Origin of the sequence: Streptomyces sp. NPDC059866, assembly GCF_042731325.1 — a bacterium.
GTDB lineage: Bacteria > Actinomycetota > Actinomycetes > Streptomycetales > Streptomycetaceae > Streptomyces > Streptomyces flavusporus.
The window spans coordinates 160,735-184,987 of sequence record NZ_JBHWJT010000003.1; the positions used below are offsets into that span (position 1 = coordinate 160,735).

General features: G+C 72.9%; 19 protein-coding genes. 9 read left to right on the plus strand and 10 right to left on the minus strand.

All coding sequences use genetic code 11. From position 1 onward, the window contains the following. Positions 1–130: 130 nt before the first annotated feature. A complete protein-coding gene (locus ACFV7R_RS05145; protein ID WP_385260047.1) occupies positions 131–2,092 on the minus strand; it encodes a BTAD domain-containing putative transcriptional regulator in 1,962 nt (653 codons plus the stop codon). Positions 2,093–2,176: 84 nt separating this feature from the next. Then, a complete protein-coding gene (locus tag ACFV7R_RS05150; protein ID WP_385260050.1) occupies positions 2,177–5,047 on the minus strand; it encodes a BTAD domain-containing putative transcriptional regulator in 2,871 nt (956 codons plus the stop codon). Positions 5,048–5,211: 164 nt separating this feature from the next. On the opposite strand from ACFV7R_RS05150, the gene ACFV7R_RS05155 reads away from it, so the two are divergent. The 3 genes from ACFV7R_RS05155 to ACFV7R_RS05165 are packed head-to-tail and all read left to right on the plus strand — an operon-like array spanning position 5,212 to position 7,528. After that, positions 5,212–5,784: a TetR/AcrR family transcriptional regulator gene (locus tag ACFV7R_RS05155; protein ID WP_385260052.1), complete on the plus strand. Its 573-nt coding sequence runs from the start codon at positions 5,212–5,214 to the stop codon at positions 5,782–5,784. A gap of 58 nt (positions 5,785–5,842) precedes the next feature. Beyond that, positions 5,843–7,075, plus strand: coding sequence for a GDSL-type esterase/lipase family protein (locus ACFV7R_RS05160; protein ID WP_385260055.1), 1,233 nt, complete (start codon positions 5,843–5,845; stop codon positions 7,073–7,075). Positions 7,076–7,084: 9 nt separating this feature from the next. Beyond that, entirely contained in the window at positions 7,085–7,528 is a 444-nt protein-coding gene (locus tag ACFV7R_RS05165) for an SRPBCC family protein (protein ID WP_385260057.1), read from the plus strand. A 41-nt stretch (positions 7,529–7,569) separates the two neighbouring features. Here ACFV7R_RS05165 and ACFV7R_RS05170 read toward each other — a convergent pair whose 3' ends face one another. From ACFV7R_RS05170 to ACFV7R_RS05190, 5 genes are all read right to left on the minus strand, one after another. Then, the gene (locus ACFV7R_RS05170; protein ID WP_385260059.1) at positions 7,570–8,721 is read right to left on the minus strand and encodes an XdhC family protein; all 1,152 of its coding nucleotides are present in this window, start codon (positions 8,719–8,721) and stop codon (positions 7,570–7,572) included. A 49-nt stretch (positions 8,722–8,770) separates the two neighbouring features. Continuing rightward, the gene (locus ACFV7R_RS05175) at positions 8,771–10,228 is read right to left on the minus strand and encodes an NCS2 family permease (RefSeq protein WP_385260060.1); all 1,458 of its coding nucleotides are present in this window, start codon (positions 10,226–10,228) and stop codon (positions 8,771–8,773) included. A 159-nt stretch (positions 10,229–10,387) separates the two neighbouring features. Continuing rightward, entirely contained in the window at positions 10,388–12,769 is a 2,382-nt protein-coding gene (locus ACFV7R_RS05180; protein ID WP_385260063.1) for a xanthine dehydrogenase family protein molybdopterin-binding subunit, read from the minus strand. Between the two features lie 2 nt (positions 12,770–12,771). Next, complete coding sequence (locus ACFV7R_RS05185; RefSeq protein WP_385260065.1) at positions 12,772–13,341, minus strand: (2Fe-2S)-binding protein; 570 nt, start codon at positions 13,339–13,341, stop codon at positions 12,772–12,774. Then, positions 13,341–14,231: an FAD binding domain-containing protein gene (locus ACFV7R_RS05190; protein ID WP_385260068.1), complete on the minus strand. Its 891-nt coding sequence runs from the start codon at positions 14,229–14,231 to the stop codon at positions 13,341–13,343. The genes ACFV7R_RS05185 and ACFV7R_RS05190 overlap by 1 nt, the downstream gene beginning before the upstream one ends. A gap of 367 nt (positions 14,232–14,598) precedes the next feature. Between ACFV7R_RS05190 and ACFV7R_RS05195 the strand changes: the two genes are divergently transcribed. Together ACFV7R_RS05195 and ACFV7R_RS05200 are read left to right on the plus strand one after the other, a co-directional pair. Further along, positions 14,599–16,326 (plus strand): PucR family transcriptional regulator, encoded by a 1,728-nt coding sequence (locus ACFV7R_RS05195; protein WP_385260069.1) that lies wholly within the window; start codon positions 14,599–14,601, stop codon positions 16,324–16,326. A gap of 128 nt (positions 16,327–16,454) precedes the next feature. After that, on the plus strand, positions 16,455–17,228 hold the full coding sequence (locus ACFV7R_RS05200; protein ID WP_385260071.1) for a hypothetical protein: 774 nt from the start codon (positions 16,455–16,457) through the stop codon (positions 17,226–17,228). 56 nt (positions 17,229–17,284) lie between these two features. Here ACFV7R_RS05200 and ACFV7R_RS05205 read toward each other — a convergent pair whose 3' ends face one another. Continuing rightward, positions 17,285–18,100: a GntR family transcriptional regulator gene (locus tag ACFV7R_RS05205; RefSeq protein WP_385260072.1), complete on the minus strand. Its 816-nt coding sequence runs from the start codon at positions 18,098–18,100 to the stop codon at positions 17,285–17,287. A 167-nt stretch (positions 18,101–18,267) separates the two neighbouring features. Between ACFV7R_RS05205 and ACFV7R_RS05210 the strand changes: the two genes are divergently transcribed. Then, complete coding sequence (locus ACFV7R_RS05210; protein ID WP_385260073.1) at positions 18,268–19,116, plus strand: (2Fe-2S)-binding protein; 849 nt, start codon at positions 18,268–18,270, stop codon at positions 19,114–19,116. Positions 19,117–19,303: 187 nt separating this feature from the next. Continuing rightward, on the plus strand, positions 19,304–20,350 hold the full coding sequence (locus ACFV7R_RS05215; protein ID WP_385260075.1) for a DUF2637 domain-containing protein: 1,047 nt from the start codon (positions 19,304–19,306) through the stop codon (positions 20,348–20,350). A gap of 67 nt (positions 20,351–20,417) precedes the next feature. Here the strand turns inward: ACFV7R_RS05215 and ACFV7R_RS05220 are convergent, their stop codons facing one another. Both ACFV7R_RS05220 and ACFV7R_RS05225 read right to left on the minus strand, forming a co-directional pair. Beyond that, a complete protein-coding gene (locus ACFV7R_RS05220) occupies positions 20,418–20,846 on the minus strand; it encodes an ATP-binding protein (RefSeq protein WP_385260077.1) in 429 nt (142 codons plus the stop codon). Positions 20,847–21,016: 170 nt separating this feature from the next. Continuing rightward, a complete protein-coding gene (locus ACFV7R_RS05225) occupies positions 21,017–22,408 on the minus strand; it encodes a protein phosphatase 2C domain-containing protein (protein WP_385260079.1) in 1,392 nt (463 codons plus the stop codon). A gap of 315 nt (positions 22,409–22,723) precedes the next feature. Here ACFV7R_RS05225 and ACFV7R_RS05230 point away from each other — a divergent pair, with 315 nt between their 5' ends. Both ACFV7R_RS05230 and ACFV7R_RS05235 read left to right on the plus strand, forming a co-directional pair. Continuing rightward, positions 22,724–23,707, plus strand: coding sequence for a helix-turn-helix domain-containing protein (locus ACFV7R_RS05230; RefSeq protein ID WP_385260081.1), 984 nt, complete (start codon positions 22,724–22,726; stop codon positions 23,705–23,707). A 52-nt stretch (positions 23,708–23,759) separates the two neighbouring features. Continuing rightward, positions 23,760–24,242, plus strand: coding sequence for a DUF456 domain-containing protein (locus ACFV7R_RS05235; RefSeq protein WP_385260084.1), 483 nt, complete (start codon positions 23,760–23,762; stop codon positions 24,240–24,242). Positions 24,243–24,253 lie beyond the last annotated feature (11 nt).

Genomic DNA, 24,253 nt, shown 5'->3' on the forward strand with positions numbered 1-24,253 from the left:
CGTCCCGAGCCTCGATGGTGCTGGTATGGGACATCATCCGCCGTCGCCTCCGAGGCCAGCCGAAACCGTCTGTGCGTGAAGCGGTGACGGTGTCGCGGGCCGGGGTTGCCCGGCGCCCCTGGTCAGGCCGTCATCCGCTCGGTTCGGAGCGTAGGTCGGCCGGTGTGCAAAAGAAGTGACAAGGAAGTGACACGGCCTCTTTCGGCGGACTCTTCCGGACTTGCCCCGCGTTCGGTGCGCGACCGGCGTCGTCGTACGTCTCGGTGAGTTCGGCGGCGAAGGCGCGCACCAGGTCGTGCAGGGCGTAGCGGCCGGGCTGGTGCTCGGTGACGAGGTGGGCGTCGGCGAGTTCGCCGAGGACCAGCCGGGCCCGGCGGGCGGGAAGGCCGGCCAGGGTGGCGGCGGTGGGCGCGGTGATGTCGGGGCCGGGGTGCAGTGACAGCAGCCGGAACAGCCGGGCGCTCTCCGGCGGCAGAAGCCGGTAGGAGCACAGGAAGGCGGCCCGGGGGTCGGTGGTGCCGTCGACGGCGGAGAAGGCGTCGAGGCTGCCGTGGGGGGCACGGAGTTCGGCGGCGATGGCGGACAGCGGGAAGTCCGGGCGGCCGGCCGCGCGTGCGGCGACCACGGCCAGCGCGAGGGGCAGACGGCCGCACCGGGCGACGATCTCGTCGGCCGCCTCGGGCTCGGCGGCCAGGCGGGCGGGTCCGATCCGCAGGCCCAGCGTGGCGCGGGCGTCCGCCGGGGACGGCGGTTCCAGGCGCAGCGGGCGGGCGCCGGAGGCGATCAGGCCGGCGAGTGCGTTACGGCTGGTGACCACGGCCAGGCAGCCCGGCGAGACGGGCAGCAGTGGGCGTATCTGTTCGGCGTCGGCGGCATCGTCGAGGACGATGAGGATCCGCCGGTCCGCCAGCACACTGCGGTACAGGCCGCCGAGCGCGTCCACGCAGTCCTCCTCCGGGACGCGGTCCGGGGGGACGCCCAGCGCTCCGAGCATCATGCGCAGCGCCTGCGGGGGGTGCAGCGCCGGCCGGGCGGGGTCGAAGCCGCGCAGCTCGATGTGGAGTTGGCCGTCCGGGAACCGCTCGGCGACCTGGTGGGCCCAGTGCACCGCCAGCGTGGTCTTGCCGATGCCCGCCATTCCGGTGATCAGGATCGTCGCGGGTGCTCCGGCGGAGGTCGCCGCAACGTCGGTGAGGGCGGCGAGTTCGGCTCGCCGGCCGGCGAACACGGTGAGGTCGGGCGGTAGTTGAGCGGGCCGGGCGTACGGCTCGACGGGGTCCGGCCGCGCCGTGCCGGGCGCTGGGCCTGCCGTCCGCGTCGGCCGGTCGAGCGGCCGCACCTGCTGACGGAGCACTCGGGTGTGGGCCGCGCCGAGCTCGGGACCGGGAGAGACGCCGAGTTCCTTGTCCAGTCGGCGGCGGACGTCGTCGTACGCCGCCAGTGCCTCCGCCTGCAGTCCGCATGCCGCCAGCGACAGGACCAGCCTGGCGTGCAACGACTCGTTGAGCGGGTCGAGTTCGACGGCCTGGCGGAGGCTGGGCAGAACGCGCTCCGTGCGGCCGCACAGCAGTGCCGCGTCGGCCGCCATCTGCGTGGTGTGCGCCAGCTCGCGCTCCACGTCGGCGAACGGCGCGTGCTCGCGCGTGGCCGCGGGCACGCCCATCGCCACCCGCCCCTGCCACAGGCTGAGCGCGTCGGCGAAGTGCCGCGCCGCCACCTCGGGCCGTCCGGTGACGGCGGCCCGCTTGCCCCGCCGGGTGAGGTCGCGGAACCGCAGCAGATCGACCTCCTCGGTCTCCGCCTCCAGCACATAGCCCCCGGTGCGGCGCAACAGGCGTCGTCCGGGCGCCCGCGGCGGCAGTCCCGGTTCGAGCAGCCGCCGCAGCGAACCGGCGTAACGGCGCACCACATTCTGCGCGGTGGCCGGTGGCCTGCCCGCCCACAGCGCGTCGACGATCTCGCCCAACTGCACGGGGCGGCCGGCCTGCACCAGCAACAGACCGAGCAGGGCGCGCTGTTGGGGATACCCGAGATCGAGCTCCCGCTCCCCCTGCCACACCCGAAGGGGCCCCAGCACCTCGAACCGCATCATCGTTCTGAGCTCCGTCTTGCCGCCGCGCACCATCGGGCGCCGCACCGGCCGCGCCCCCGCACAGCGTAGAAGCGCCTGCTGCCGTCAGGCGGGGCCGGCATGTTCCTCCTGCTCGTGGCCCTGCTGCCCGGCCAGCCGGGCAGCGACCCGGTCGGCGCCGGGGTGCCCGAGCGCGGTGAAGAGGTCACGGGCCTGCTGCCAGGAGGCGCGGGCTCCCGGGAGGTCGCCGGTCGCAAGATGGGTGTCGCCCATGTGACTGAGCGTCTCGGCCTCCATGTGCGGCACCCCGAGATCCCGGTAGAGCGTGAGCGCGTTGCGGTAGCCGAGGAGGGCCTGCGGGTGGCGGCCCAGGTGGTGGTAGGCGTAGGCGATGCTGTCCCAGGTGGCGGCCTGTCCGTAGCGGTCGCCCAGTTCCTGCAGGAGGGTCAGGGCCCGGAAGCAGTGGCGCAGCGCCTCACGGTGCTCCCCCAGCTGGGAGTGGTACCAGCCGACGGAGTTGAGGACACCGGCTTCCGCGGCCTGGTGGCCGGCGGCCCGGAAGAGGTCCAGCGCCAGCTGGTTGTGCCGGAGGGCACCGGCGAGATCGCCCTGCTGCTCGCTCTCCCAGCCCAGGCTGCGGTGGGTGTGCGCGCGGCCGATGGTGTCGCCCAGTTCGGCGGCCATGGCCAGGGCACGGTCGAGGCGGGGGCGGGACAGCTCGTGCAGGCCCAGTCGGCCCTCGGCCCGGGCCAGTCCGCGCATCCCCCGGGTCTCCCGGGCACGGTCGGCCCGCCGGAGGGCGGCGTCGAGCGCGGTGCGCTGCGCGGCCAGCCCGTCGTGCCAGTGGCCACGCCGGTCGAAGTACGGCTCGAGCGACCAGGCCAGCAGGCAGGCGAGCCGGTCGTGGCCGGAGCCGGCGGCCGCGTCGAGGACGGCGAGCAGCACGGGGTGTTCGACGGTGAGCCAGGCCAGGGCGTGGTGGTCGTCGGCGAGCGGCTCGGGGGGTACGTCCTGCACGTCTGCCGGGGCCGGCTGGGGCACGGGATCCCCGTTCGGCGCGAGCAGCGCACCGGCGGTGTGGGCGGTGTGCGCGTAGTGCTGGTAGAGGCGGTGCGCGGCCGCCCGGCGCTCGGCCTCGGGGTGCTCGGCGTGCACGAGTTCGGCGGCGTGGGCGCGCAGCAGGTCGTGGAAGGTGTGGCGGCCGGGGGCGTGCTCGCTGATGAGGTGGGCGCCGGAGAGCTCGGCCAGCAGCAGCCGTGCCCGCCGTACCGGAAGGCCGGCCAGGGCGGCCGCAGCGGGTGCCGTGAAGTCCGGGCCCGGGTGCAGGGCGAGCAGCCGGAAGAGCCGGGCGGCTTCCGGCGTCAGGACACGGAAGGACCAGGAGAACACCGTGCCGACGTCCGCGGAGGTGTCGGTTCTGGCGAAGGCGTCGAGGCTGCCGTGGGCCTCGCGCAGTTCGGCGGCGACGGCGGACAGCGGGAAGTGCGGGTGGGCGGCGGCGCGCGCGGCGACGCAGGCCAGCGCGAGCGGCAGTCCGGCGCACAGCCGGGTGATCTCGTCCACCGCCCCGGGCTCGGCGGTGACGCGCTCGGATCCCAGCCGGCGGACGAGGAAGGCCCGTGCCTGGTCGGCGTCGAACGGACGCAGGGTCAGCCGATGGGCCGCGTGCGCGGCCACCAGGCCGGACAGTTCGTTGCGGCTGGTGACGATGGTGAGACAGCCGGGGGTGCCGGGCAGCAGCGGCCGTACCTGGTCGGTGTCGCGTGCGTTGTCCAGCAGGACGAGGACCCGTCGTCCGGCCAGCACGCTGCGGTAGAGCGCGGTCTGCGCGTCCACGTGGCGTGGAATGCGTTCGGGCGGCACGCCGAGGGCGTCCAGGAAGCCGCGTACCGCCTCGCTCGGTTCCAGGATCGCCCCGGAGGTGTCGAAGCCCCGCAGGTTGACGTAGAGCTGACCGTCGGGAAACCGGTCGGCGATCCGGTGGGCGAGATGCACGGCGAGCGTGGTCTTGCCGACGCCCGCCATCCCGCCGATCGCACCGATCACCACCGTCCCGGCCGTCCGCGCGTCGTCGGCGAACAGCGCGAGCGCCTGGTCCAGCTCGGCCCGTCGGCCGGTGAAGACCGGCAGTTCGTGCGGCAGTTGTACGGGGACGGGAGGGGCGGCCGTCCGTGTGGCGGGGCGAGGGCCGGCCCCGGCGGCCGGGGCCGGCCCGCCGGCCAGGACCGCCCGGTGGGCGTCGCTCAGTTCCGGACCGGGGTCGATCCCCAGCTCGTCCGCGAGCCGTGCCCTGACGGTCCGGTAGGTGCTCAGTGCCTCCGGCCGCAGACCGGTGCCGGCCAGGGCGAGGATCAGTCGGGCCAGCAGGGGTTCGTCCAGCGGGTGGTCGGCCGCGGCACTGCGGAGTACGGGCAGGACCGCGTCCGGCGCACCGGCGTGCAGGGCGGCGTCGGCGGCCTCCCGCACGGCCGTGAGGTACTCGTGTTCCAGCGCGTCGAGCGCCAGGTGCGCACGTGTCTCCGGGGGGATCCCGGAGGCGACCGGCCCCTGCCAGAGGGCCAGTGCCTGCGTGAGGAGCTCCACGGCCCCTGGGTACGCCCCGTCCGCGGCGGCCTGCCGGGCCTCTTCGCGCAGTCTGCGGAAGTGGAGGAGGTCCAGGGAGTCGCTGTCGGTGACGAGCCGGTAGCCGCCGGCGCCCCGGTGCAGCCAGCGGCCCTCCGAGCGGGTCGGCAGCCCCGGCTCCAGCAGGCGGCGCAGCGTTCCGACATGGCGGCGGACCACATTGACCGCGCTGTGCGGTGGGTTCGGCCCCCACAGTGCGGTGACGATGTCGTGGACGGCGGCGGGCTGACCTGCCCGAACCAGCAGCAGGGCCAGCAGAGCCCGTTCCTGGGGGCGCCCGAGGCTCAGCTCCTGCTCCGCACGCCAGACGCGGACCGGCCCCAGGATCGCGAACCGCACCGGCTCCAACGGCACGTCATCCCCCTCCGGTCGCCCCGTCCAAGGCTCAACTGTACGTCACCCAAAGCATTACCCAGAGTTACGAACTGGACGTGACGCCCGGCCGCAAACCGGCAGAGCGGCTTGCCTAAAGCCATTAGGCAAGCGCATAATCAATTCTGTCGAATGATGGGAAGGCTATGGCACGCGCAGGACTGACTCCCGAACGCCTGGCCCTGGCCGGGGCGGAACTGGCCGACGAGGTCGGCTTCGACCAGGTGACCGTCTCGGCGCTGGCCAGACGGTTCGATGTCAAGGTCGCGAGTCTGTACTCGCATCTGAAGAACTCCCAGGACCTCAGGACCAGGATCGCCCTGCTCGCCCTGGAGGAACTCGCCGACCGGGCCGCCGACGCCCTCGCCGGGCGGGCCGGCAAGGACGCCCTGATCGCCTTCGCCGACGTCTACCGCGACTACGCCCGGCAGCACCCCGGGCGCTACGCCGCGGCGCAGCTCAGGCTCGACCCCGAGACGGCCGCGGCAGGCGCCGGCGTCAGACACGCACAGATGACGCGGGCGATCCTGCGCGGCTACGACCTGACGGAGCCGGACCAGACCCATGCGGTCCGTCTGCTGGGCAGCGTCTTCCACGGCTACGTCAGCCTGGAGGCGGCAGGCGGATTCAGCCACAGCGCTCCCGACGCGCAGGAGTCCTGGACACGAATCCTGGACGCCCTCGACGCCCTTCTGCGCAACTGGCCGCCCAGCCCCTGACCCGGAACCTCCCGAGAACCTCGATCCGAGCGACCCTCTCCATCAACAGGCCGAGGCCATGCACCCCCACCCCACCTGGATCACCACGCCCCTCACCGCGGACCTCCTGCGCGGTGCCCTCGAACTGGAACACACCGCGCACGGTGTGCTGCCGCACCGGCTGCCCGCCCGGGCCCGCGCCCAGTGCGCCGACGGACAGCTCGCCATGGCGGAGTCCCAGCCCTCCGGCGTACGGCTGGTCCTCCGCACCGAGGCCACCGCCGTCGAACTGGACACACTGCCCACCAAACGGGTCTACACGGGCGCCCCGCCCCGCCCGGACGGCATCTACGACCTGCTCGTCGACGGCCGCCTGGCCGGCCAGGGCAGCGTGACCGGCGGCAACACCCTGACCATCGACATGGCCACCGGCACCACCGAGAGCCGGCCCGGCCCGCCCGGCACCCTCCGCTTCACCGGCCTGCCCGACGGGATGAAGGACGTCGAGATCTGGCTGCCGCACAACGAGACCACCGAACTCGTCGCCCTGCGCACCGACGCACCCGTCGAGCCGGTACCGGCCCGTGGCCGCAAGGTGTGGCTGCACCACGGCAGTTCGATCAGCCACGGCTCCGACGCCGCAAGCCCCACCGCCACCTGGCCGGCCCGCGCCGCCGCACTCGCCGGCGTGGAACTGATCAACCTCGGTCTCGGCGGCAGCGCCCTGCTCGACCCGTTCACCGCGCGCGCCCTGCGGGACACCCCCGCCGACCTGATCAGCGTCAAGATCGGCATCAACCTGGTCAACACCGACCTGATGCGCCTGCGTGCCTTCATCCCGGCCGTCCACGGCTTCCTCGACACCGTCCGCGAAGGCCACCCCGGCACGCCGCTGCTGGTCGTCTCGCCCATCCTGTGCCCCATCCACGAGGACACGCCCGGCCCCAGTGTCCCGGACTTCACCGCCCTCGGCGCCGGGCGACTGCGGTTCCGGGCCGCGGGCGACCCGGCGGAGCGCGCGAGCGGGAAACTCGCGCTGGGCGTCATCCGGGACGAGCTGGCCCGGATCGTGGAGCAGCGATCGGCCGACGACCCGAACCTGCACCACCTCGACGGGCGCGCACTCTACGGCGAGGCCGACCACGCCGAACTCCCCCTGCCGGATGAACTCCACCCGGACGCCGCCACCCATCGCCGCATGGGCGAACGGTTCGCGGAGCTCGCCTTCACCGCCGACGGCCCGTTCACGGACCGCAGTTCGTCACCTGCCTGCGCTGAAGCATCGGAAAGGTTCCCGGGTCGGTCTGCCTAGGATCTTCCTGTGGCCACCTTCCTCCTCGAACGCACAGCGCCCCTTCCCCTGCCCGAAGCGTGGCACCGGCTCACCGACTGGCCCCGCCACGGCGAGGTGGTCCCGATGACCCGCGTCACCGTGACGACGCCCCCACCGACACACGAGGGCACGGTCCTCGTCGCCCGCTCCGGCATCGGCCCGTTCACCGTCGCCGACCGGATGGAGGTCACTGTCTGGCAGCCGCCGGCCGACGACGACACCCCCGGCCTGTGCCGTCTGGAGAAACGCGGCCGGGTCGTGCGGGGCTGGGCGGAGATCGAGGTCCGTCCGGGCCCCGGCGGCCGTACGCGCGTGTTCTGGCGGGAGGAACTCCGGCTCCGCCTCCTGCCCGGCATGTTCGACCCGGCCCTGGAGCGGGCGGCACGTGCGGTGTTCGGCCGGGCGGTGAACCGGCTGCTGCGGCGGCCGTGACGGTGTCCGACGGCCGGTCGGGGCGCCGGCCGGACGGCCGCTCAGGCCACCGACCCGATCCGCCCCGCCGACGCCGACGGCATGTCGTGGTGGATCGGGGTGTGCGCGCCGGTCAGTGACATCCCGCTGCCGCCGCGCCGGTCGGCGACGATCTCCGAGGCGATGGACAGGGCCGTCTCCTCCGGTGTACGGGCGCCCAGGTCGAGGCCGATGGGTGAGCGCAGACGCGCCAACTCCGGCTCGGTGACGCCGACTTCGCGCAGGCGTGCGGTGCGGTCCAGATGGGTGCGGCGGGAGCCCATCGCGCCGACGTACGCCACCGGCAGGCGCAGCGCGAGCTTGAGCAGGGGTACGTCGAACTTGGCGTCGTGGGTGAGGACGCACAGGACCGTGCGGGCGTCCACGTCGGTGCGTTCCAGGTATGTGTGGGGCCACTCGACGACGATCTCGTCGGCCTCGGGGAAGCGGGTGCGGGTCGCGAAGACGGGGCGGGCGTCGCACACCGTGACGTGATAGCCGAGGAACTTGCCGACGCGGACCAGCGCCGACGCGAAGTCGATCGCCCCGAAGACGATCATCCGGGGGGCGGGGACCGACGACTCGACCAGAACCGTGAGCGGCGCTCCACAGCGAGAGCCCCGCTCTCCGATCTCCAGGGTGCCGGTGCGGCCGGCCTCCAGGAAGGCGCCCGCCTCGGCCGCGACCGTGCGGTCCAGTTCCGGATGGGCGCCGAAGCCTCCGTCGTACGAGCCGTCGGGGCGGACCAGCAGCGCACGGCCCGTCAGCTCCGCCGGGCCGGTCACGATCCGCGCCACCGCCGCCGCCTCCCCTCGCGCGGCGGCGGACAGTGCGGAGGCGAACACCGGCCGGACGGGATCGTCCGCCCGTACCGGTGTGACCAGGATGTCGATGATGCCGCCGCAGGTCAGCCCGACGGCGAAGGCGTCCTCGTCGCTGTAGCCGAAGCGCTCCAGGACCGGCTCACCGTCCTGCAGCGCCTGCCCGCACAGCTCGTAGACCGCGGCCTCCACACACCCGCCGGAGACCGAACCGATCGCCGTGCCGTCGGCGTCCACCGCGAGGGCGGCGCCGGGCTGACGCGGGGCGCTGCCGTCGACGGCCACCACGGTGGCCACCGCGAAGTCGCGTCCCTGCCCGACCCACCGGTACAGCTCTTCGGCGATGTCCAGCATCTCTCGGTCTCCTTGACGGCGGTTGTGTGGAGGGCACTTGGATGAGCGGCTAGTGGACGCCCAGCCAGCTCTCGATCGGGTTGAGGGCGAAGTAGACGACAAAGATCACGGTCAGCGCCCACATGAAGGCGCCGATCTCGCGCGCCTTGCCCTGGGCGACCTTGATGGCGACGTACGAGATGACACCGGCGGCGACACCCGCGGTGATCGAGTACGTGAACGGCATGATCACGACGGTCAGGAAGACCGGGATCGCGGTGGCACGGTCGGACCAGTCCACATGCCGGGCGTTCATCATCATCATGGCGCCGATCACCACCAGGGCGGCGGCCGCGACCTCACCCGGCACGATCGCCGTCAGCGGGGTGAAGAACAGGCAGGCCGCGAAGAACAGACCGGTCACCACGGACGACAGGCCCGTACGGGCGCCCTCGCCGACACCGGTCGCCGACTCCACGAACACCGTCTGACCCGAGGCGCCCGAGACGCCGCCGATCGCGCCGCCCGCGCCGTCGATGAACAGCGCCTTCGACAGACCCGGCATCCGGCCCTGCGCGTCCGCCAGCCTGGCCTCGGTGCCGACGCCGATGATCGTCGCCATGGCGTCGAAGAAACCGGCCAGCACGAGCGTGAACACGATCATGCCGACGGTCATCGCGCCGACCTCGCCCCAGCCGCCGAACTCGACGTTGCCGAAGATCGAGAAGTCCGGCATCGAGACCGCGCTGCCGTGCAGTTCGGGGGCACCGCTCGCCCACTGCCCGGGATCGATGACGTCCAGTGTGTTGAGGAGGACGGCGAGCAGGGTGCCGACGACGATGCCGATCAGGATCGCGCCGGGGATGCCGCGCGCCTGGAGCATGAAGATCGCGAGCAGGGTCACGGCGAAGAGCAGGACCGGCCAGCCGGCGAGTTCACCGGCCGGGCCGAGGGTGACCGGGGTCGCCTCGCCCTGGTGCACGAAGCCGGCCTTGTAGAAGCCGATCAGGGCGACGAACAGGCCGATGCCCATGGTGATCGCGTGCTTCAGCGGCAGCGGGATCGCGTTCATGATCATCTCGCGTAGGCCGGTGACGACCAGCAGCATGATGACCACGCCGTACATCACACACATGCCCATCGCCTGCGGCCAGGTCATCTGGGGAGCGACCTGGGAGGCGAGGACACCGGAGACGGAGAGGCCGGCGGCGAGCGCGAGGGGGACCTTGCCGAAGACGCCCATCAGCAGCGTGGTGAGGGCCGCCGCGAACGCGGTCGCGGTGATCAGGGCCTGCTGGGCGAGCGTGTCCCCGGCGGCGTCCTTGCCGGACAGGATCAGGGGGTTGAGGAGGAGGATGTACGCCATCGCCATGAAGGTGGTGACGCCGCCGCGGACTTCGCGCGCGAGCGTGGATCCTCGGTGGGATATGTGAAAGTACCGGTCGAGCCAGGACCTGCCGGCCGCGGTGCGGGTTCCTTCGCCCGCATCTTCGGCGGTGGTCCTGGGCTCGAGTGACTGCTGGGTCATGGTGCCGTCTCCCAAGGTTCACAGGGGCACCCGTGCGTTTGCCTTCGGCGACTCACGGGATTTGGGATGTGCACGACCCGGGGGACGGCCCGAGACGGACAATGGGGGCCCGGGGGACGAGGTCCCCCAGGAAAAATCACCTGCTCGACTCCCGGCGGGTCACGTTCCCGTCAGGTGCTCCGGGCGTACCGGCGTCCTGTTCAGCTCCAGGCCCGTCGCGTTGCGGATCGCCGCGAGTACGGCCGGAGTTGAGGACAGGGTCGGGGCCTCGCCGACGCCTCGAAGGCCGTACGGGGCGTGGTCGTCGGCGAGTTCGAGGACGTCGACCGGGATGGTCGGGGTGTCGAGGATGGTGGGGATCAGGTAGTCCGTGAAGGAGGGGTTCCTGACCTTGGCCGTCTTCGGGTCGACGACGATCTCCTCCATCACCGCCACGCCCAGCCCCTGGGTCGTACCGCCCTGGATCTGGCCGATGACGGACAGCGGGTTGAGTGCCTTGCCGACGTCCTGGGCGCAGGCCAGCTCGATCACCTTCACCAGGCCGAGCTCGGTGTCGACCTCGACGACGGCGCGGTGCGCGGCGAAGGAGTACTGGACGTGGCCGTTGCCCTGGCCGGTGCGCAGGTCGAAGGCCTCGGTCGGCCGGTGCCGCCACTCCTCCTCGACCTCCACGGCCTCGTCCTCGAGGACGTCCACCAGGCCGGCCAGTACCTCGCCGGCGTCGGTGACGACCTTGCCGCCCTCGAGCAACAGCTCCGCCGTCGCCCAGGCCGGGTGGTACGGACCGAACTTGCGGCGGCCGAGGTCCAGGACCTTCTCGCGGACGAGCTCGCAGGCGTTCTTCACCGCGCCACCCGTGACGTACGTCTGCCGCGAGGCCGACGTCGAACCGGCGCTGCCCACCTGCGTGTCCGCCGGGTGGATGGTCACCTGGGTGACGCCCAGCTCGGTGCGGGCGATCTGCGCGTGGACGGTGACGCCGCCCTGGCCGACCTCCGCCATGGCCGTGTGCACGGTGGCGACGGGCTCTCCGCCCACCACCTCCATGCGCACCCTGGCGGTGGAGTAGTCGTCGAAGCCCTCGGAGAAGCCGACGTTCTTGATGCCGACCGCGTAGCCGACACCGCGTACGACGCCTTCACCGTGCGTGGTGTTGGACAGACCGCCGGGCAGCTGCCGTACGTCCACGCCCTCGGAGCTCTCCCACTCGCGCTCCGGCGGCATCGGCATCGCCTTGACGCGGCGCAGGAGTTCGGCGACGGGGGCCGGGGAGTCCACCGGCTGCCCGGTCGGCATGATCGTGCCCTGCTCCATGGCGTTGAGCTGCCGGAACTCCACCGGGTCCAGGCCGAGTTGCTTGGCCACCTTGTCCATCTGCGCCTCGTAGGCGAAGCACGCCTGGACCGCGCCGAAGCCGCGCATCGCCCCGCACGGCGGGTTGTTGGTGTAGAGGGCGAGGGCCTCGATCTCGACGTCGTCGACGACGTACGGCCCGATGCCGAGGGAGGCGGCGTTGCCGACGACCGCCGGGGAGGCGGAGGCGTACGCACCGCCGTCGAGCACGATGCGGCACTTCACATGGGTGAGCTTGCCGTCCTTCGTCGCCCCGTGCTCGTAGTGGAGCTTCGCCGGGTGGCGGTGGACGTGTCCGAAGAAGGACTCGAAGCGGTTGTAGACGATCTTGACGGGCTTGCCGGTGCGCAGCGCCAGCAGACAGGCGTGGATCTGCATCGACAGGTCCTCGCGTCCGCCGAACGCACCGCCGACGCCGGCCAGCGTCATACGCACCTTGTTCTCGGGCAGGCCGAGCACGGGCGCGATCTGGCGCAGGTCGGAGTGCAGCCACTGGGTGGCGATGTAGAGGTGGACGCCGCCGTCCTCGTCGGGGACCGCGAGGCCGGACTCGGGGCCGAGGAAGGCCTGGTCCTGCATGCCGAAGGTGTACTCGCCCTCGACGATGACGTCGGCGCGCTCCCGGGCCGCCCGGACGTCCCCTCGGACGATCGGCTGACGGTGCACGATGTTCGGGTGCGGGACGTGGCCGACGTGGTGGTCGTCGCGGTTCTCGTGGACGAGGATCGCGTCCGGCGCGGTCGCGGAGGCCTCGTCGGTGATGACGGGCAGTTCGCGGTAGTCGACCTTGATCTTGGCGGCGGCGCGGCGGGCGGTCTCCGGGTGGTCGGCGGCGACGATCGCGACCGGCTCGCCGTGGTGGCGTACCTTGCCGTGGGCGAGCACCGGGGTGTCCTGGATCTCCAGGCCGTAGTTCTTCACCTCGGTCGGCAGGTCGTCGTACGTCATGACGGCGTAGACGCCCGGCGTCGCGAGGGCCTCGCTCGTGTCGATGGAGACGATCTCGGCGTGGGCGACGGTGGAGCGCAGGATCTGGCCCCAGAGCATGTCCTCGTGCCACATGTCGGACGAGTACGCGAACTCGCCGGTGACCTTGAGGGTGCCGTCCGGGCGGAGCGTGGACTCGCCGATGCCTCCCTTGGTCCGGGAGCCCTGGGTGATCTTTGTGGGTGCGCCGTTGGTCGGCATCGTCAGACCGCCTCTCCCTGCCGGGCGGCCGCCAGGCGGACCGCGTCCATGATCTTCTCGTAGCCGGTGCAGCGGCACAGGTTGCCCGAGAGCGCCTCGCGGATGTCCGCGTCGGTCGGGTTCGGGTTGCGCTCCAGCATCTCGTCGGCGGCGACCAGCAGGCCCGGGGTGCAGAAGCCGCACTGGACGGCGCCGGCGTCGACGAACGCCTGCTGGATCGGCGAGAGTTCCGTACCCTCACCGGTCTGCGAGTCGGTGCCCTTGGCCTGCCATCCCTTGGCCTCGTCGAGCGAGGTCCCGCAGGAGTCGCCGCAGGACCGCTGCTTGGCGTGGTCCGCGAGCCCCTCGACGGTGACGACCTCCCGGCCCTCCACCTGACCGGCGGCGACCAGACACGAACACACCGGCACGCCGTCCAGCCGGACCGTGCACGACCCGCACTCGCCCTGCTCGCAGGCGTTCTTCGAACCCGGCAGTCCGAGCCGCTCGCGCAGCACGTACAGCAGGGACTCGCCCTCCCACACGTCGTCGGCTTCCTGCGGGCGGCCGTTGACCGTGAAACTGACGCGCATCACGCGACTCCCTCTGTGCGTGCGGCGGTGCCGCGGTACGACTCCCAGGTCCAGGTGAGCGTCCGGCGGGCCATCACGCCCACCGCGTGCCGGCGGTAGCTCGCGGTGCCCCGGACGTCGTCGATCGGGTTGCAGGCGGCGGAACACAGGTCCGCGAACTGCTTGGCGACCGAGGGGGTGATGATCTTTCCGTTGTCCCAGAAGCCGCCCTCTTCGAGCGCCGCGTTCAGGAACTCCTCGGCGGCCCTGGCCCGGATGGGCGTCGGGGCGGCCGAGCCGATCCCCGTACGGACGGTCCGCGTCTGCGGATGCAGCGCGAGCCCGAAGGCGCACACGGCGATGACCATCGCGTTGCGCGTGCCCACCTTCGAGAACTGCTGCGGCCCGTCGGCCTTCTTGATGTGCACGGCGCGGATCAGCTCGTCGGGCGCCAGGGCGTTCCGCTTGACGCCCTGGTAGAACTCGTCGATGGGGATCAGGCGGGTGCCTCGCACCGACTCGGCCTCGACCTCGGCGCCGGCCGCGAGAAGGGCGGGGTGGGCGTCACCGGCCGGGGATGCGGTGCCGAGGTTGCCGCCGACGCCGCCGCGGTTGCGGATCTGCGGGGAGGCGACCGTGTGCGAGGCGAGGGCGAGGCCCGGCAGCTCGGCGCGCAGGCTCTCCATGATCTGGGAGTACGGGACGGAGGCACCCAGGCGCACGGAGTCCTCGCCGACCTCCCATTCGGAGAGGTCGCCGATGCGGTTGAGGTCCATGAGGTACTCGGGCCGGCGGTGGTCGAAGTTGATCTCGACCATCACATCGGTGCCGCCCGCAATCGGCACAGCGGTGGGGTGCTCGGCCTTCGCGGCGAGCGCCTCCTCCCAGCTGGCGGGGCGAAGGAAGTCCATGACCGGCTCTCTTCTTCGTCTCGTGAGTCGTACAGATTGAGCCAATCCGTGTGCGGCGGGCCCGGCTCGTTCATGTGCTCTTAACGCGGATCGACGTCAGTACACAGCGCCGTGCTCCGGCAGGGTCAGTCACCGAAACCATGAAGGAGTTGGCTGGCCAGGGCGGTCATCTTGTAGATTCGTATGAATGGAGGTCATCAGTAACCTCCTGGTTTTCCTGTGGAAACGTGCAGGAACAGTCACGTGACCAGGGACACAGCGCGGGAGACGGCGAGCACCGCTCGACCGCCCACCGAACGGGCCTCTCACCGGCGGACCCGTCAAGATCCATCGTAGTTTTCGAGACAAAGAACGGCGGCGACGAGAAATGCGGCTGCGCGCACTGCTGGACACCGACGCGCTGGGCCTCAAGCTGCTCGGCGGCGAGGACGAGCTGGACCGCACCGTGCGGGGCGTGATGACCACCGACCTGCGGGACCCCAGCCGTTACCTCTCCGGTGGTGAGCTGGTGCTGACGGGTCTGGCCTGGCGCCGGGGCGCCGCCGACTCGGAGCCTTTCGTACGGATCCTGGTGCAGGCCGGCGTGGCCGCCCTCGCGGCCGGTGAGGCCGAGCTGGGCGATGTGCCCGAGGACCTCGTCCAGGCCTGCGCCCGGCACCGGCTCCCCCTCTTCGCCGTGCACGAGTCGGTGGCCTTCGCGACGATCACCGAGCACGTCGTACGGCAGGTCTCCGGCGAGCGTGCCGGGGACCTGGCGGCCGTGGTGGACCGGCACCGGCGGATGATGACCTCGGGCCCGGCGGGTGGTGGCCCGGACGTGGTCCTGGACCTGCTCGGCTCGGACCTGGACCTGCGTGCCTGGGTGCTGTCGCCGACGGGACGGCTGATCGCCGGCCCGAAGGCCGGGGGGCCCGGGCTGCCCGCGGAGGCGTGCGCGAAGCTGGCGGCCGAGCACCTGGCGGCCGCCCGCACCGGCCGCCGCGGGCCGCACCGGATGATCCTCGGCAGTACGACGTACTCCCTCTTCCCCATCCGCAGCAGCGGCCGCTCCCCGCAGGACTCCCGGGACGTGCGCGAGACGGTGCTCTCCGACTGGCTGCTCGCCGTGGAGGCGGACGCCGGTGACTGGGCGGAGGAGCGGCTCGACCTGCTGCACGGCGTCACCCAGCTGATCGCGGTCGAACGGGACCGCCGGGACGCGGCCCGCACGGTACGGCGACGGCTGGCCCAGGAGGTGCTGGAACTGGTCCAGACAGGCGCCGCACCCGCCGAGATCGCCGCCCGTCTGCGCGTCGCCGCTCCGGTCCTGCTGCCCGGCCTCGGCACCGCCCCGCACTGGCAGGTGGTCGTCGCACGGGTCGAGTGGGACGAAGCGGGCAGCGGGCCCGCAGGACCCTCGGCCGAGGAGGGTGGCGGGCGACGGGTGGGCGGGATCGAGGCCGGCCCGGTGGCTCAGTCCCTCCTGGAGGAGATCCTGGTCGACCCGCTCGCCACCGGCCCCGAGCCGTCCGACCGCATAGCCGTGGCGCACACGGGTGACGAGGCGATCGCACTCGTCCCCCTCCCGGCGGTGTCGACGGAGCACGACGGCTCCGAGACCGGCGTCCTGGCGGACGCGCTCCTGGCCTCCGTACGTGACCCCCTGTCGGCGGGCCTCGACGACGACGGCCGGGTCACGCTCGGCGTCAGCGCGGCGGTCCACTCGGCCGAGGGCCTGCACGGGGCACTGGAGGAGGCCCGGCACGCCCGCCGGGTGGCGGCGGCCCGCCCCGGCCGGGTCTGCGCGGCCGGCCACCACGAGCTGGCCTCGCACGTCCTGCTGCTCCCCTTCGTCCCCGACGACGTACGCCGCGCCTTCACCGCCCGCCTCCTGGACCCGCTGCGTGACTACGACCGCCGGCACCGCGCCGAACTGATCCCGACCTTGGAGGCGTTCCTGGAGTGCGACGGCTCCTGGACGCGCTGCGCGTCCCGCCTGCACCTGCACGTCAACACACTGCGCTACCGGGTCGGACGAATCGAGCAGTTGACGAGCCGCGACCTGTCCCGCCTGGAGGACAAGCTGGATTTCTTCCTGGCGTTGCGGATGAGCTGAAACCCGAAGGGCCCGAAGAGCCCACGAGTTTGTGAAATCCTTCACCCGCCCCCTTGGCCGGGCAGCTGAATTGGTGCTGAAATGCGGCCACCACTCAACAGCTCAATGGCGTGCTCGGGGAGGGCAACGTGGCGCATACCGCCATGTCTGGTACCGGAACGACCTCAGACGACGATCCCCTCCAGACCGCGGTATGGCGGTTGCGCTCGCGGGCGTGCTGGGCCGACGCGGCGGCCCTGCTGCCGCCGACCACCCCGGCCGCAGCGCTCCAGCGGGCCGCGCTGCTGGTCGAACGGTGCCTGTACACCGAGCAGGGCTGGGAGGACGCCGAGGACGCGCTGCGGACGGCGGAGGCACTGGCCCACACCGACGAGGAGCGGGGGGCGGCCGCTTGTGAACGCGGGCAACTTGCCTACGCGGCCACGCTGCACGGGGTGCGGGACCGGGCCGACGAGGCGCGGGCCGCGCTGGGGCGGGCGGCGGCGCTGATCCCTCCGGGGGCCGCGGGGCGGGCGCTGCTGGACTTCCGGCGCGGGCTGCTCGCCGAGAACCTGGCGCACGCGCCGCAGGCCGCGCGGGCGGCGTACCGGCGGGCGCATGCGGGGGCGGCGGCGCATGCCGACGCGTTGCTGCTCTCCTTCACCTGGCGGCACCTTGCCGGACTCGCCCTGCGGGACGGGGAGTTGGCCGAGGCCCGGAACGGCTTCGCCGAGTCCCTGCGGATCCGGGAGGAGTTGGGCTACCTGGTCGGTACGGCACCGGCGCTGGTGTCCCTGGCCGACGCGGAGACGGAGCCGGAGGCGTCCCGGCTGCGGGAGGAGGCCCGTCGGCTGTTCCGGCTGCTCGGGGGCGTACCAACGTGGCTGGAGCCCCGGTTGGCACCGCCGGCGGCGACGGCGTAGGCCTCAGGCGGGGCGCCGGACATGGGTGGGCCGCGCGGCCCGGTGCCGCCGCGCTCTCACCGCGTACCGACGAAGTGCACCCGCACCAGTGCCCGTACGGCGTCCAGGTCCCGTGCGATCAGGGCGTCCAGCACGGCCGCGTGCTCGGCCGCATCGGCGACCAGGTCCGAACGGCCGGCCGAGGCCGCGGCTCCCGCCGGCGGCCACTGCGTCCGGCGGTGCAGGTCGTCGGCGATGCGCACCAACTGCTCGTTCCCCGCGAGCGACAGCACGGCCCGGTGAAAGGCCCGGTCGGCCTCCGCGTACGTCGCCCGGCAGCCGGACGACGCCGCGCGGACCGTCGCCTCGGCCGACGGCCTGAGCTCCGCCCAGCGTTCCGCGGGAACCGTACGCGCCAGCCGCAGGATGACGGGAACCTCGATCAGCCCCCGGACCTCGGCCAGTTCGGCCAGTTCCCGGGCGTCCCGCTGGACCACCCGGAAGCCGCGGTTGGGCACGACCTCGACGGCGCCCTCCAGGGCGAGCTGCTGCATCGCCTCCCGGACGGGTGTCGCGGACACCCCGAACCGTTCGCCGAGCGCAGGCGCCGAGTACACCTCGCCGGGCCGCAGCTCCGCCGTCACCAGCGCGGTCCGCAGGGCGTCGAGGATCTGCCCGCGCACGGAGGCCCGCTGGACCACGGGCCGGGCCCGCTCGGCGAAGGGCCGCGGGACTGGCTGCTCGCTGTGCGTGTGTTCACCGCGCACCGCACCGGCCGAGTCGGCCCGTTCCCGGTCGACGTCCGCAGCCCGGGGCTGCGAGGGCACTCGCACCGCCGGGGCCGGAAACTCCGGAACGCCCGTCTCGGCGAAGCCCTGCGTGCCCTGCTTCACGGGTCCTCCTCCGGATGTTTCCGTACTTGTTTCGGTACTTGGGTCATTACGGCGGCTTGTTACTCGTCCGTCAAGCACCTTAGGGGCAGAAGCCACCGGTTCAAACCCGGACTGGGGTTCGGTAAGGTAAGGCTTACCTTCAACCCACTGGGAATCGGTGATCCCGTATGCCTGTGTCCCGTTCGGCCGTCGCGGACGCGTACGCCCGTCTGACCGAGGTCCTCCCCGGGCTCGCCATCACGGAGCCGGCCACCGGTGATCCCCTCCCGAGCGGTGCCGGATGGATCACCGCTGCCTCGCTCGCAGCAGGCGGGACCGGCCTCGACGCCTTCCTGGCCTGGGACGACGCACAGGTACGGAGGGACTACGGACAGCAGGCCCGCCCGGATGTGGTCGCAAGTTTCGGCCTGCACCGGTACGCCTGGCCGGTCTGCCTGCTGATCACCGTGCCGTGGTTCCTGCACCGACGCGTCCCCCGCTTTCCCGTGACGCACGTCTCGTACAACCGGAGCGTCCCCGGCCTCTCCATGGGCCGCCTGGCGGTCCGCCCGGACGGCTTCGCCTGTCTGCCCGGCGACCCGGCCACCGCCCTGCCCGGCGCCACCGTGGTCGCCGGCGAGGAGGCGCTGCGGGCCGAGCTGCGGGCGGCGGTCGCCGAGCACTTCGAACCGGTCCTCGCCGCCTTCGGCCCGCGCATGCGGCGCCGCGGACGCGCGCTGTGGGCCACGGCGACCGACGAGATCGTGGAGGGGCTCTGGTACGTCGCCGGTCTCCTCGGCGAGCGGGAGCGGGCGAAGCGCGAGCTGGAGCTGCTGCTGCCGGGCGCCACCAAGCCGTACGTCGGTTCGGCGGCGTTCCGCGAGCTGACCGGGCCGAACGGCGAGTCGCTGCCCACCCGGGACCGGGCGAGCTGCTGCATGTTCTACACCCTCCGCCCCGAGGACACGTGCACCACCTGCCCGCGCACCTGCGACGCGGAACGGGTCGTCAAACTGGCGGCGGCCGCGGTCGGCTGAGGCCGCGTCCACAACTCCTTAATCGAACTCAACTCCCATACTTCAAGCGGCAGTTCGAGCCGAACGTCGCCGCAGGCATCCCCTTGCACTTCGTTGGCGGCCTCTTGCCCCGAAACCCCCTGAGGACCGGCGGGTCTGGGCCACCATGGCGGGCGTTACGCCCTATCCCAATGCAAGGGACCCCCAGATGAGATTGACCGACATATCGCTGAACTGGCTGCTTCCGGGCGCCGTACTGCTCCTGGGCATGCTGGCGGCGGTGGCGGTGCTCCGGCGCGGCAGGACGGCCGCGGGGAAGGACACGAGCGCGGACGACTCGTGGGAGCGTGCCGAAGAGCGCCGCAGGCGCAAGGAGGCCATCTACGGCACGGCCTCCTACGTGCTGCTGTTCTGCTGCGCCGCGGTCGCTGCGGCCCTGTCCTTCCACGGCCTCGTCGGCTTCGGCCAGCAGAACCTCGGCCTGACCGGCGGCTGGGAGTATCTGGTGCCGTTCGGCCTGGACGGCGCGGCGATGTTCTGCTCCGTGCTCGCGGTGCGCGAGGCCAGCCACGGTGACGCGGCGCTCGGCTCCCGGATACTCGTATGGACGTTCGCGGGCGCCGCGGCCTGGTTCAACTGGGTGCACGCGCCCCGGGGCGCCGGCCACGCGGGTGCCCCGCACTTCTTCGCCGGCATGTCCCTGTCGGCCGCCGTGCTCTTCGACCGGGCGCTGAAGCAGACCCGCCGGGCCGCCCTGCGCGAACAGGGACTGGTCCCGCGTCCGCTGCCGCAGATCCGGGTGGTCCGCTGGCTGCGGGCGCCCCGCGAGACGTACCGGGCCTGGTCGCTGATGCTTCTGGAAGGCGTGCGCACCCTCGACGAGGCGGTCGACGAGGTGCGCGAGGACAGGCGGCAGAAGGAGGAGACCCGGCTGCGGCGGCGCGAGCAGCAGCGGCTGGAGCGTGCCCGGCTCAAGGCGATCAGCCGGGGCCACGGCCGGGGTTTCGTCGGCCGCGGCGGTGGCCGGCAGGTGGAACTGCCCGCCGTGGAGCAGGGCGCCGAGCGGCTCTCCGCGGAGCCTGCCATATCGGCGCCGGAGCAACTGCCCGTGCGCGCACGGCCCTCGCTCCAGCCCGTGCGCAGCGGTTCTGAGCCAGTCACCGTGGACCTCACCGCGGAGGACGACACCATGGCCCTGCCACGCCTGGACTCCCTGGAGCGCAAGCTCAAGGACCTCGAGCAGCAGTTCGGCTAGAACGCGCCTCGGGGCGTCGGGACGGGGGCGCGGCGCACGCGATGTGGCCGCGCCCCCGTCCCGTTCGTCATGCGGCGTCCGCGTCGAGCTCGAACCACACCGACTTGCCCACCGCGTGCGGCCGTACGCCCCACGCGTCCGCGAGGGACTGCACCAGCACCAGGCCCCTTCCGTGCGTCCCCTCGTCGGCCTTCGGTGCGCACAGCCGGGGCCGGCGGGCCACGAAGTCCCGTACCTCCACCCGCAGTCCACCGGGTCCGACGGTGGCCGTCAGGACCGCGTCGTGGTCGGTGTGGACGATCGCGTTGGTGACGAGCTCGCTGGTGAGCAGCTCCGCCGTCTCGGACCTGCCGGGCCCTCCCCAGTGTCGCAACAACTCACGCAGTTCCCTGCGGGCCTGTGGGACCGCCCGCAGGTCCGCCCGGCCGAGTCTGCGCCTCAGCTGGGGCGCCTGTGCCCGCTCCTTGGCGGCGCCCCCTCGTGCCTGCCTCTCCATGTCCCCCGCCCGCGTGCCGATGTCGGTTCCCCTCCTGCTCGAACACGTTCACGGAGATCCATGCCCCGTCGACAACGGGCCAGTCATGCGGAATCGTCAACGACCGGGTGTTCGGGGAGACTGGCCGATTTTGTACGCCGTGACGCCGCCGGACAGCCCCTGAAGCGGCCCTAAGGCGCCTCCCAGACGGCCGCCGCCGTACGGTCGTCGGCGTAGCCCTTGACTCTCACCTGGGTGTCGGCGAGGAAGGCGGCGAGGCCCGGCGGCTCCGGGTGGGACCACCGCTGGGTGAGATGGGCGGGCAGCTCCGGCTCGCCGCGCAGCGGGTCGGCGAGGCCGCCGGTGCACATCAGGAGCGTGTCGCCCGGCCGGGCGACGGAGGCGCGGAAGCGGAAGGGTTCGCGGGGTGGCTCGGGGGGCGGGTCGTACGGGGTCGGCGGTGTCGGGATGCCGAGGTCCATGGTGAGCCGGTCGCCCTCCGGCGTCTCGGACGGCAGCGATCCGAAGCCCACCACGGGCTCGCCGGTCACCTCGGTGACCTTGGGTTCTATGTCCTGCCAGGCACCGTCACGCAGCCGGAACAGTCCACCCGCGCCGACGCCGAAGAAGACGCGGGTACGGCACTCGGGGTCGGCGGGCAGGAGCAGACAGCGCAGGGTGGCGGCGTACTCGTCGGGCTTCAAGCCCTGTTCGGCGGCGCCGGCCCGGAGTCTGCCGAGGCTGCGATCGGTCAGCCGGTGCAGTCCGGACTTCAGGTCGCCGCGCCGGCCGGCCCGGATGTCCTCGGTGAGCCGCGGATGGCTGCGGCCGACCGCCCGGCCGATCCACCGGCACAGCTCGGCGGCCGCGCGGTGTGCCCCGGCCGTGGCCCGCGCGCCGGTCGCCATCGCCACCAGCACCAGCGCCTCGTCGCCGCTGCCGAAGCGGGCGGTGAGCAGCGAGTCGCGGCGCGGTTCGCCCCGGTACCGCGCGGAGTCCCCCCGCACCGAGGCCGCGCGCAGGGTGCAGGCCCCGTACCGGGCGCCGTCCAGCACGGTGTCGGCCACCAGGTCGCCGAGGTCGTCGGGATCGGCGGGAGGGAGGGCGGTGGGCTCGGCCTCGTAGGTGGGTGGGCCGGAGCCGACGTGATGCAGGGCCGGGGTGACGTGCCGGGCGGGGGCGGTCGGCTGCGGGGGGCCGTCCGGGGGCGTCTCGGAGGGTTCGCGGGGTGCGGGTGCGGCGGTGGTCGTGGACGGGGGGTCTGCCGAGGTACCGCTCCCGGTCGCCGCGGCGGTGGGGCCCTGGGGCGCGGACGGGAAGGTGTCCGGACCCGGCGGTGCGGCGGTCGGCGGCTGCGAGGGGGCACGGCGTACGCCCGAGCCGTCCCTCGGTTCCGGGACGCGGGTGTCCGGGTGGTGGGTGTGGTTGCCGTCGGTGTCGCCCACCGCTCCGGCCGCGGAGGCGAAGCGGTCGTCCAGCGAGTCCGGTGTGCGTGTGGGACCCGTGTCCTCGGTGGAGTCGTCGTACAGCTGCCCCCACCAGTCGTCGGAGTGACCGGTGGGCCTTCCCCCCTGCTGGCTCATGCCCCCAATTGTCCACCGCACGGGCCGTATGAAAACGGGGCATCCGGAAAATGCGGCGCGACACTCCGCACCGGACCACGTGTCGGGTGAGCTGTCGAACGGACACGCGAGAGACGTCGCCGGGCGGCTCCACCCCCCACAGGAGAACCACCCGGCGACGTCGGGAGACCCGGCCCCCCGCCTGCGCCGGTGGCCCCCACCTTGGCAGAGTTGCGGGAGGTACGGCGATGATGTGCCCAGGCGGTTTTGCGCCGTGGCCGGTTTCCGCCACGGCCCGCACCGCGGGGTCTGGTGTCCGGGGAGGGACGACGGCTGATGCTGGCGGCGATAGGGCTGGACGAGACGCACGAGGGGGCGTACCGGGCACTGGTGGCCGTGGGCGCCGCCGACGTACCCGATCTCGCCCGGCGGCTGACGCTCGGCGAGTACGACACCGAGCGGGCGCTGCGCCGGCTGGAGCGGCACGGGCTGGCGGCCCAGTCCTCCGGGCGACCCGGGCGCTGGGTGGCGGCCCCGCCGGGGGTGGCGCTCGGGGCGCTGCTCGCCCAGCAGCGGCACGAACTGGAGAAGGCGGAACTGACCGCCGCCCTGCTCGCCGAGGAGTACCGGGCGGCGGCGGCCGAGCCGGCCGTGCACGACCTGGTCGAGGTGGTGATCGGCGCGGCCGCGGTCACGCAGCGGTTCCTGCAGTTGCAGCTCGGTGCGAGTGACGAGGTGCGCGCGCTGGTCACCGGCAACCCGGTGGCCGTGACCGGGATGGAGAACCACGCCGAGGAGCAGGCGGCCGGCCGGGGGGTGCGCTACCGGGTCGTGGTCGAGCGCTCGGTACTCGACCAGCCGCACGGACTCACCGAGTTGGGCGCGGCGCTCGGCCGGGACGAGCAGGTGCGGGTGGTGGACCAGGTGCCGACGAAGCTGGTGGTCGCCGACCGGGCGCTCGCACTGGTGCCGCTCACCTCGCCGGTCGCGGAACCGGCCGCGCTGGTGGTGCACGCCAGCGGGCTGCTGGAGCTGCTGTCCGGGCTGTTCGAGTCGGTGTGGCGGGACGCGCTGCCGCTGCGGATGGGCGACTCCGGCGTCACCGTGGAGGGCCCGGACGGTCCCGACGGCACCGATCTGGAGATCCTGTCGCTGCTGCTCGCCGGGCTGACCGACGCGAGCGTCGCGAAGCAGCTCGACCTGGGCCTGCGGACCGTGCAGCGCCGGGTGAAGCGGCTGATGGAGCTGACCGGGGTGACGACCCGGCTGCAGCTGGGCTGGCATGCGTACGAGCGGGGCTGGGTGGCGCGGGACCGGTAAAGGTCCTGTCCGGGGACCTGCGAGTTCGGGCGGGCTCCGGCACGCTGGGCAGATGGGAGTGTGGGAGCTCCTGCTGGCCGGACTGGTCATGCTGCTCGGCCTGTGCGGAGTGCTGGTGCCCGGCGTGCCCGGGTCGTGGCTGGTGTGGGCCGCGGTCATGTGGTGGGCGTTGCTGGATCCGCGGCCGGTCGCCTGGTTCCTGCTCGTCGGCGCCACCGTCGCGCTGCTCCTGTCGCAGGTGGTGCGCTGGGCGCTGCCGCCCCGTCGGCTGCGGGCGAGCGGCGCCACCCCACGGATGGCTGTGTACGCCGGAGCCGGCGCGTTCCTCGGTTTCTTCCTCGTCCCCGTGGTCGGGGCGATCCCCGGCTTCATGGCCGGCATCTACGTCTGCGAACGGCTCCGCCTGGGCCGGCACGGCGAGGCGCGCGCGGCCCTGCGCACGGCGATGCGCTCGGGTGGCTCCAGTGTGCTGGCGGAGCTGTTCACCTGCCTGCTGATCATGGGCGCATGGCTGGGCGTGGTGATCTGGGCCTGACCGGCCCCCAC

What these genes read in the sequence shown, in the direction of transcription:
- ACFV7R_RS05145 (WP_385260047.1), bottom strand. Translation starts at nt 2,092, where the DNA reads ATGATGCGGTTCGAGGTGCTGGGGCCCCTTCGGGTGTGGCAGGGGGAG.
- ACFV7R_RS05155 (WP_385260052.1), top strand. Translation starts at nt 5,212, where the DNA reads ATGGCACGCGCAGGACTGACTCCCGAACGCCTGGCCCTGGCCGGGGCG.
- ACFV7R_RS05160 (WP_385260055.1), top strand. Translation starts at nt 5,843, where the DNA reads ATGCACCCCCACCCCACCTGGATCACCACGCCCCTCACCGCGGACCTC.
- ACFV7R_RS05170 (WP_385260059.1), bottom strand. Translation starts at nt 8,721, where the DNA reads ATGCTGGACATCGCCGAAGAGCTGTACCGGTGGGTCGGGCAGGGACGC.
- ACFV7R_RS05175 (WP_385260060.1), bottom strand. Translation starts at nt 10,228, where the DNA reads ATGACCCAGCAGTCACTCGAGCCCAGGACCACCGCCGAAGATGCGGGC.
- ACFV7R_RS05180 (WP_385260063.1), bottom strand. Translation starts at nt 12,769, where the DNA reads ATGCCGACCAACGGCGCACCCACAAAGATCACCCAGGGCTCCCGGACC.
- ACFV7R_RS05185 (WP_385260065.1), bottom strand. Translation starts at nt 13,341, where the DNA reads ATGCGCGTCAGTTTCACGGTCAACGGCCGCCCGCAGGAAGCCGACGAC.
- ACFV7R_RS05190 (WP_385260068.1), bottom strand. Translation starts at nt 14,231, where the DNA reads ATGGACTTCCTTCGCCCCGCCAGCTGGGAGGAGGCGCTCGCCGCGAAG.
- ACFV7R_RS05195 (WP_385260069.1), top strand. Translation starts at nt 14,599, where the DNA reads ATGCGGCTGCGCGCACTGCTGGACACCGACGCGCTGGGCCTCAAGCTG.
- ACFV7R_RS05210 (WP_385260073.1), top strand. Translation starts at nt 18,268, where the DNA reads ATGCCTGTGTCCCGTTCGGCCGTCGCGGACGCGTACGCCCGTCTGACC.
- ACFV7R_RS05215 (WP_385260075.1), top strand. Translation starts at nt 19,304, where the DNA reads ATGAGATTGACCGACATATCGCTGAACTGGCTGCTTCCGGGCGCCGTA.
- ACFV7R_RS05220 (WP_385260077.1), bottom strand. Translation starts at nt 20,846, where the DNA reads ATGGAGAGGCAGGCACGAGGGGGCGCCGCCAAGGAGCGGGCACAGGCG.
- ACFV7R_RS05225 (WP_385260079.1), bottom strand. Translation starts at nt 22,408, where the DNA reads ATGAGCCAGCAGGGGGGAAGGCCCACCGGTCACTCCGACGACTGGTGG.
- ACFV7R_RS05230 (WP_385260081.1), top strand. Translation starts at nt 22,724, where the DNA reads ATGCTGGCGGCGATAGGGCTGGACGAGACGCACGAGGGGGCGTACCGG.
- ACFV7R_RS05235 (WP_385260084.1), top strand. Translation starts at nt 23,760, where the DNA reads ATGGGAGTGTGGGAGCTCCTGCTGGCCGGACTGGTCATGCTGCTCGGC.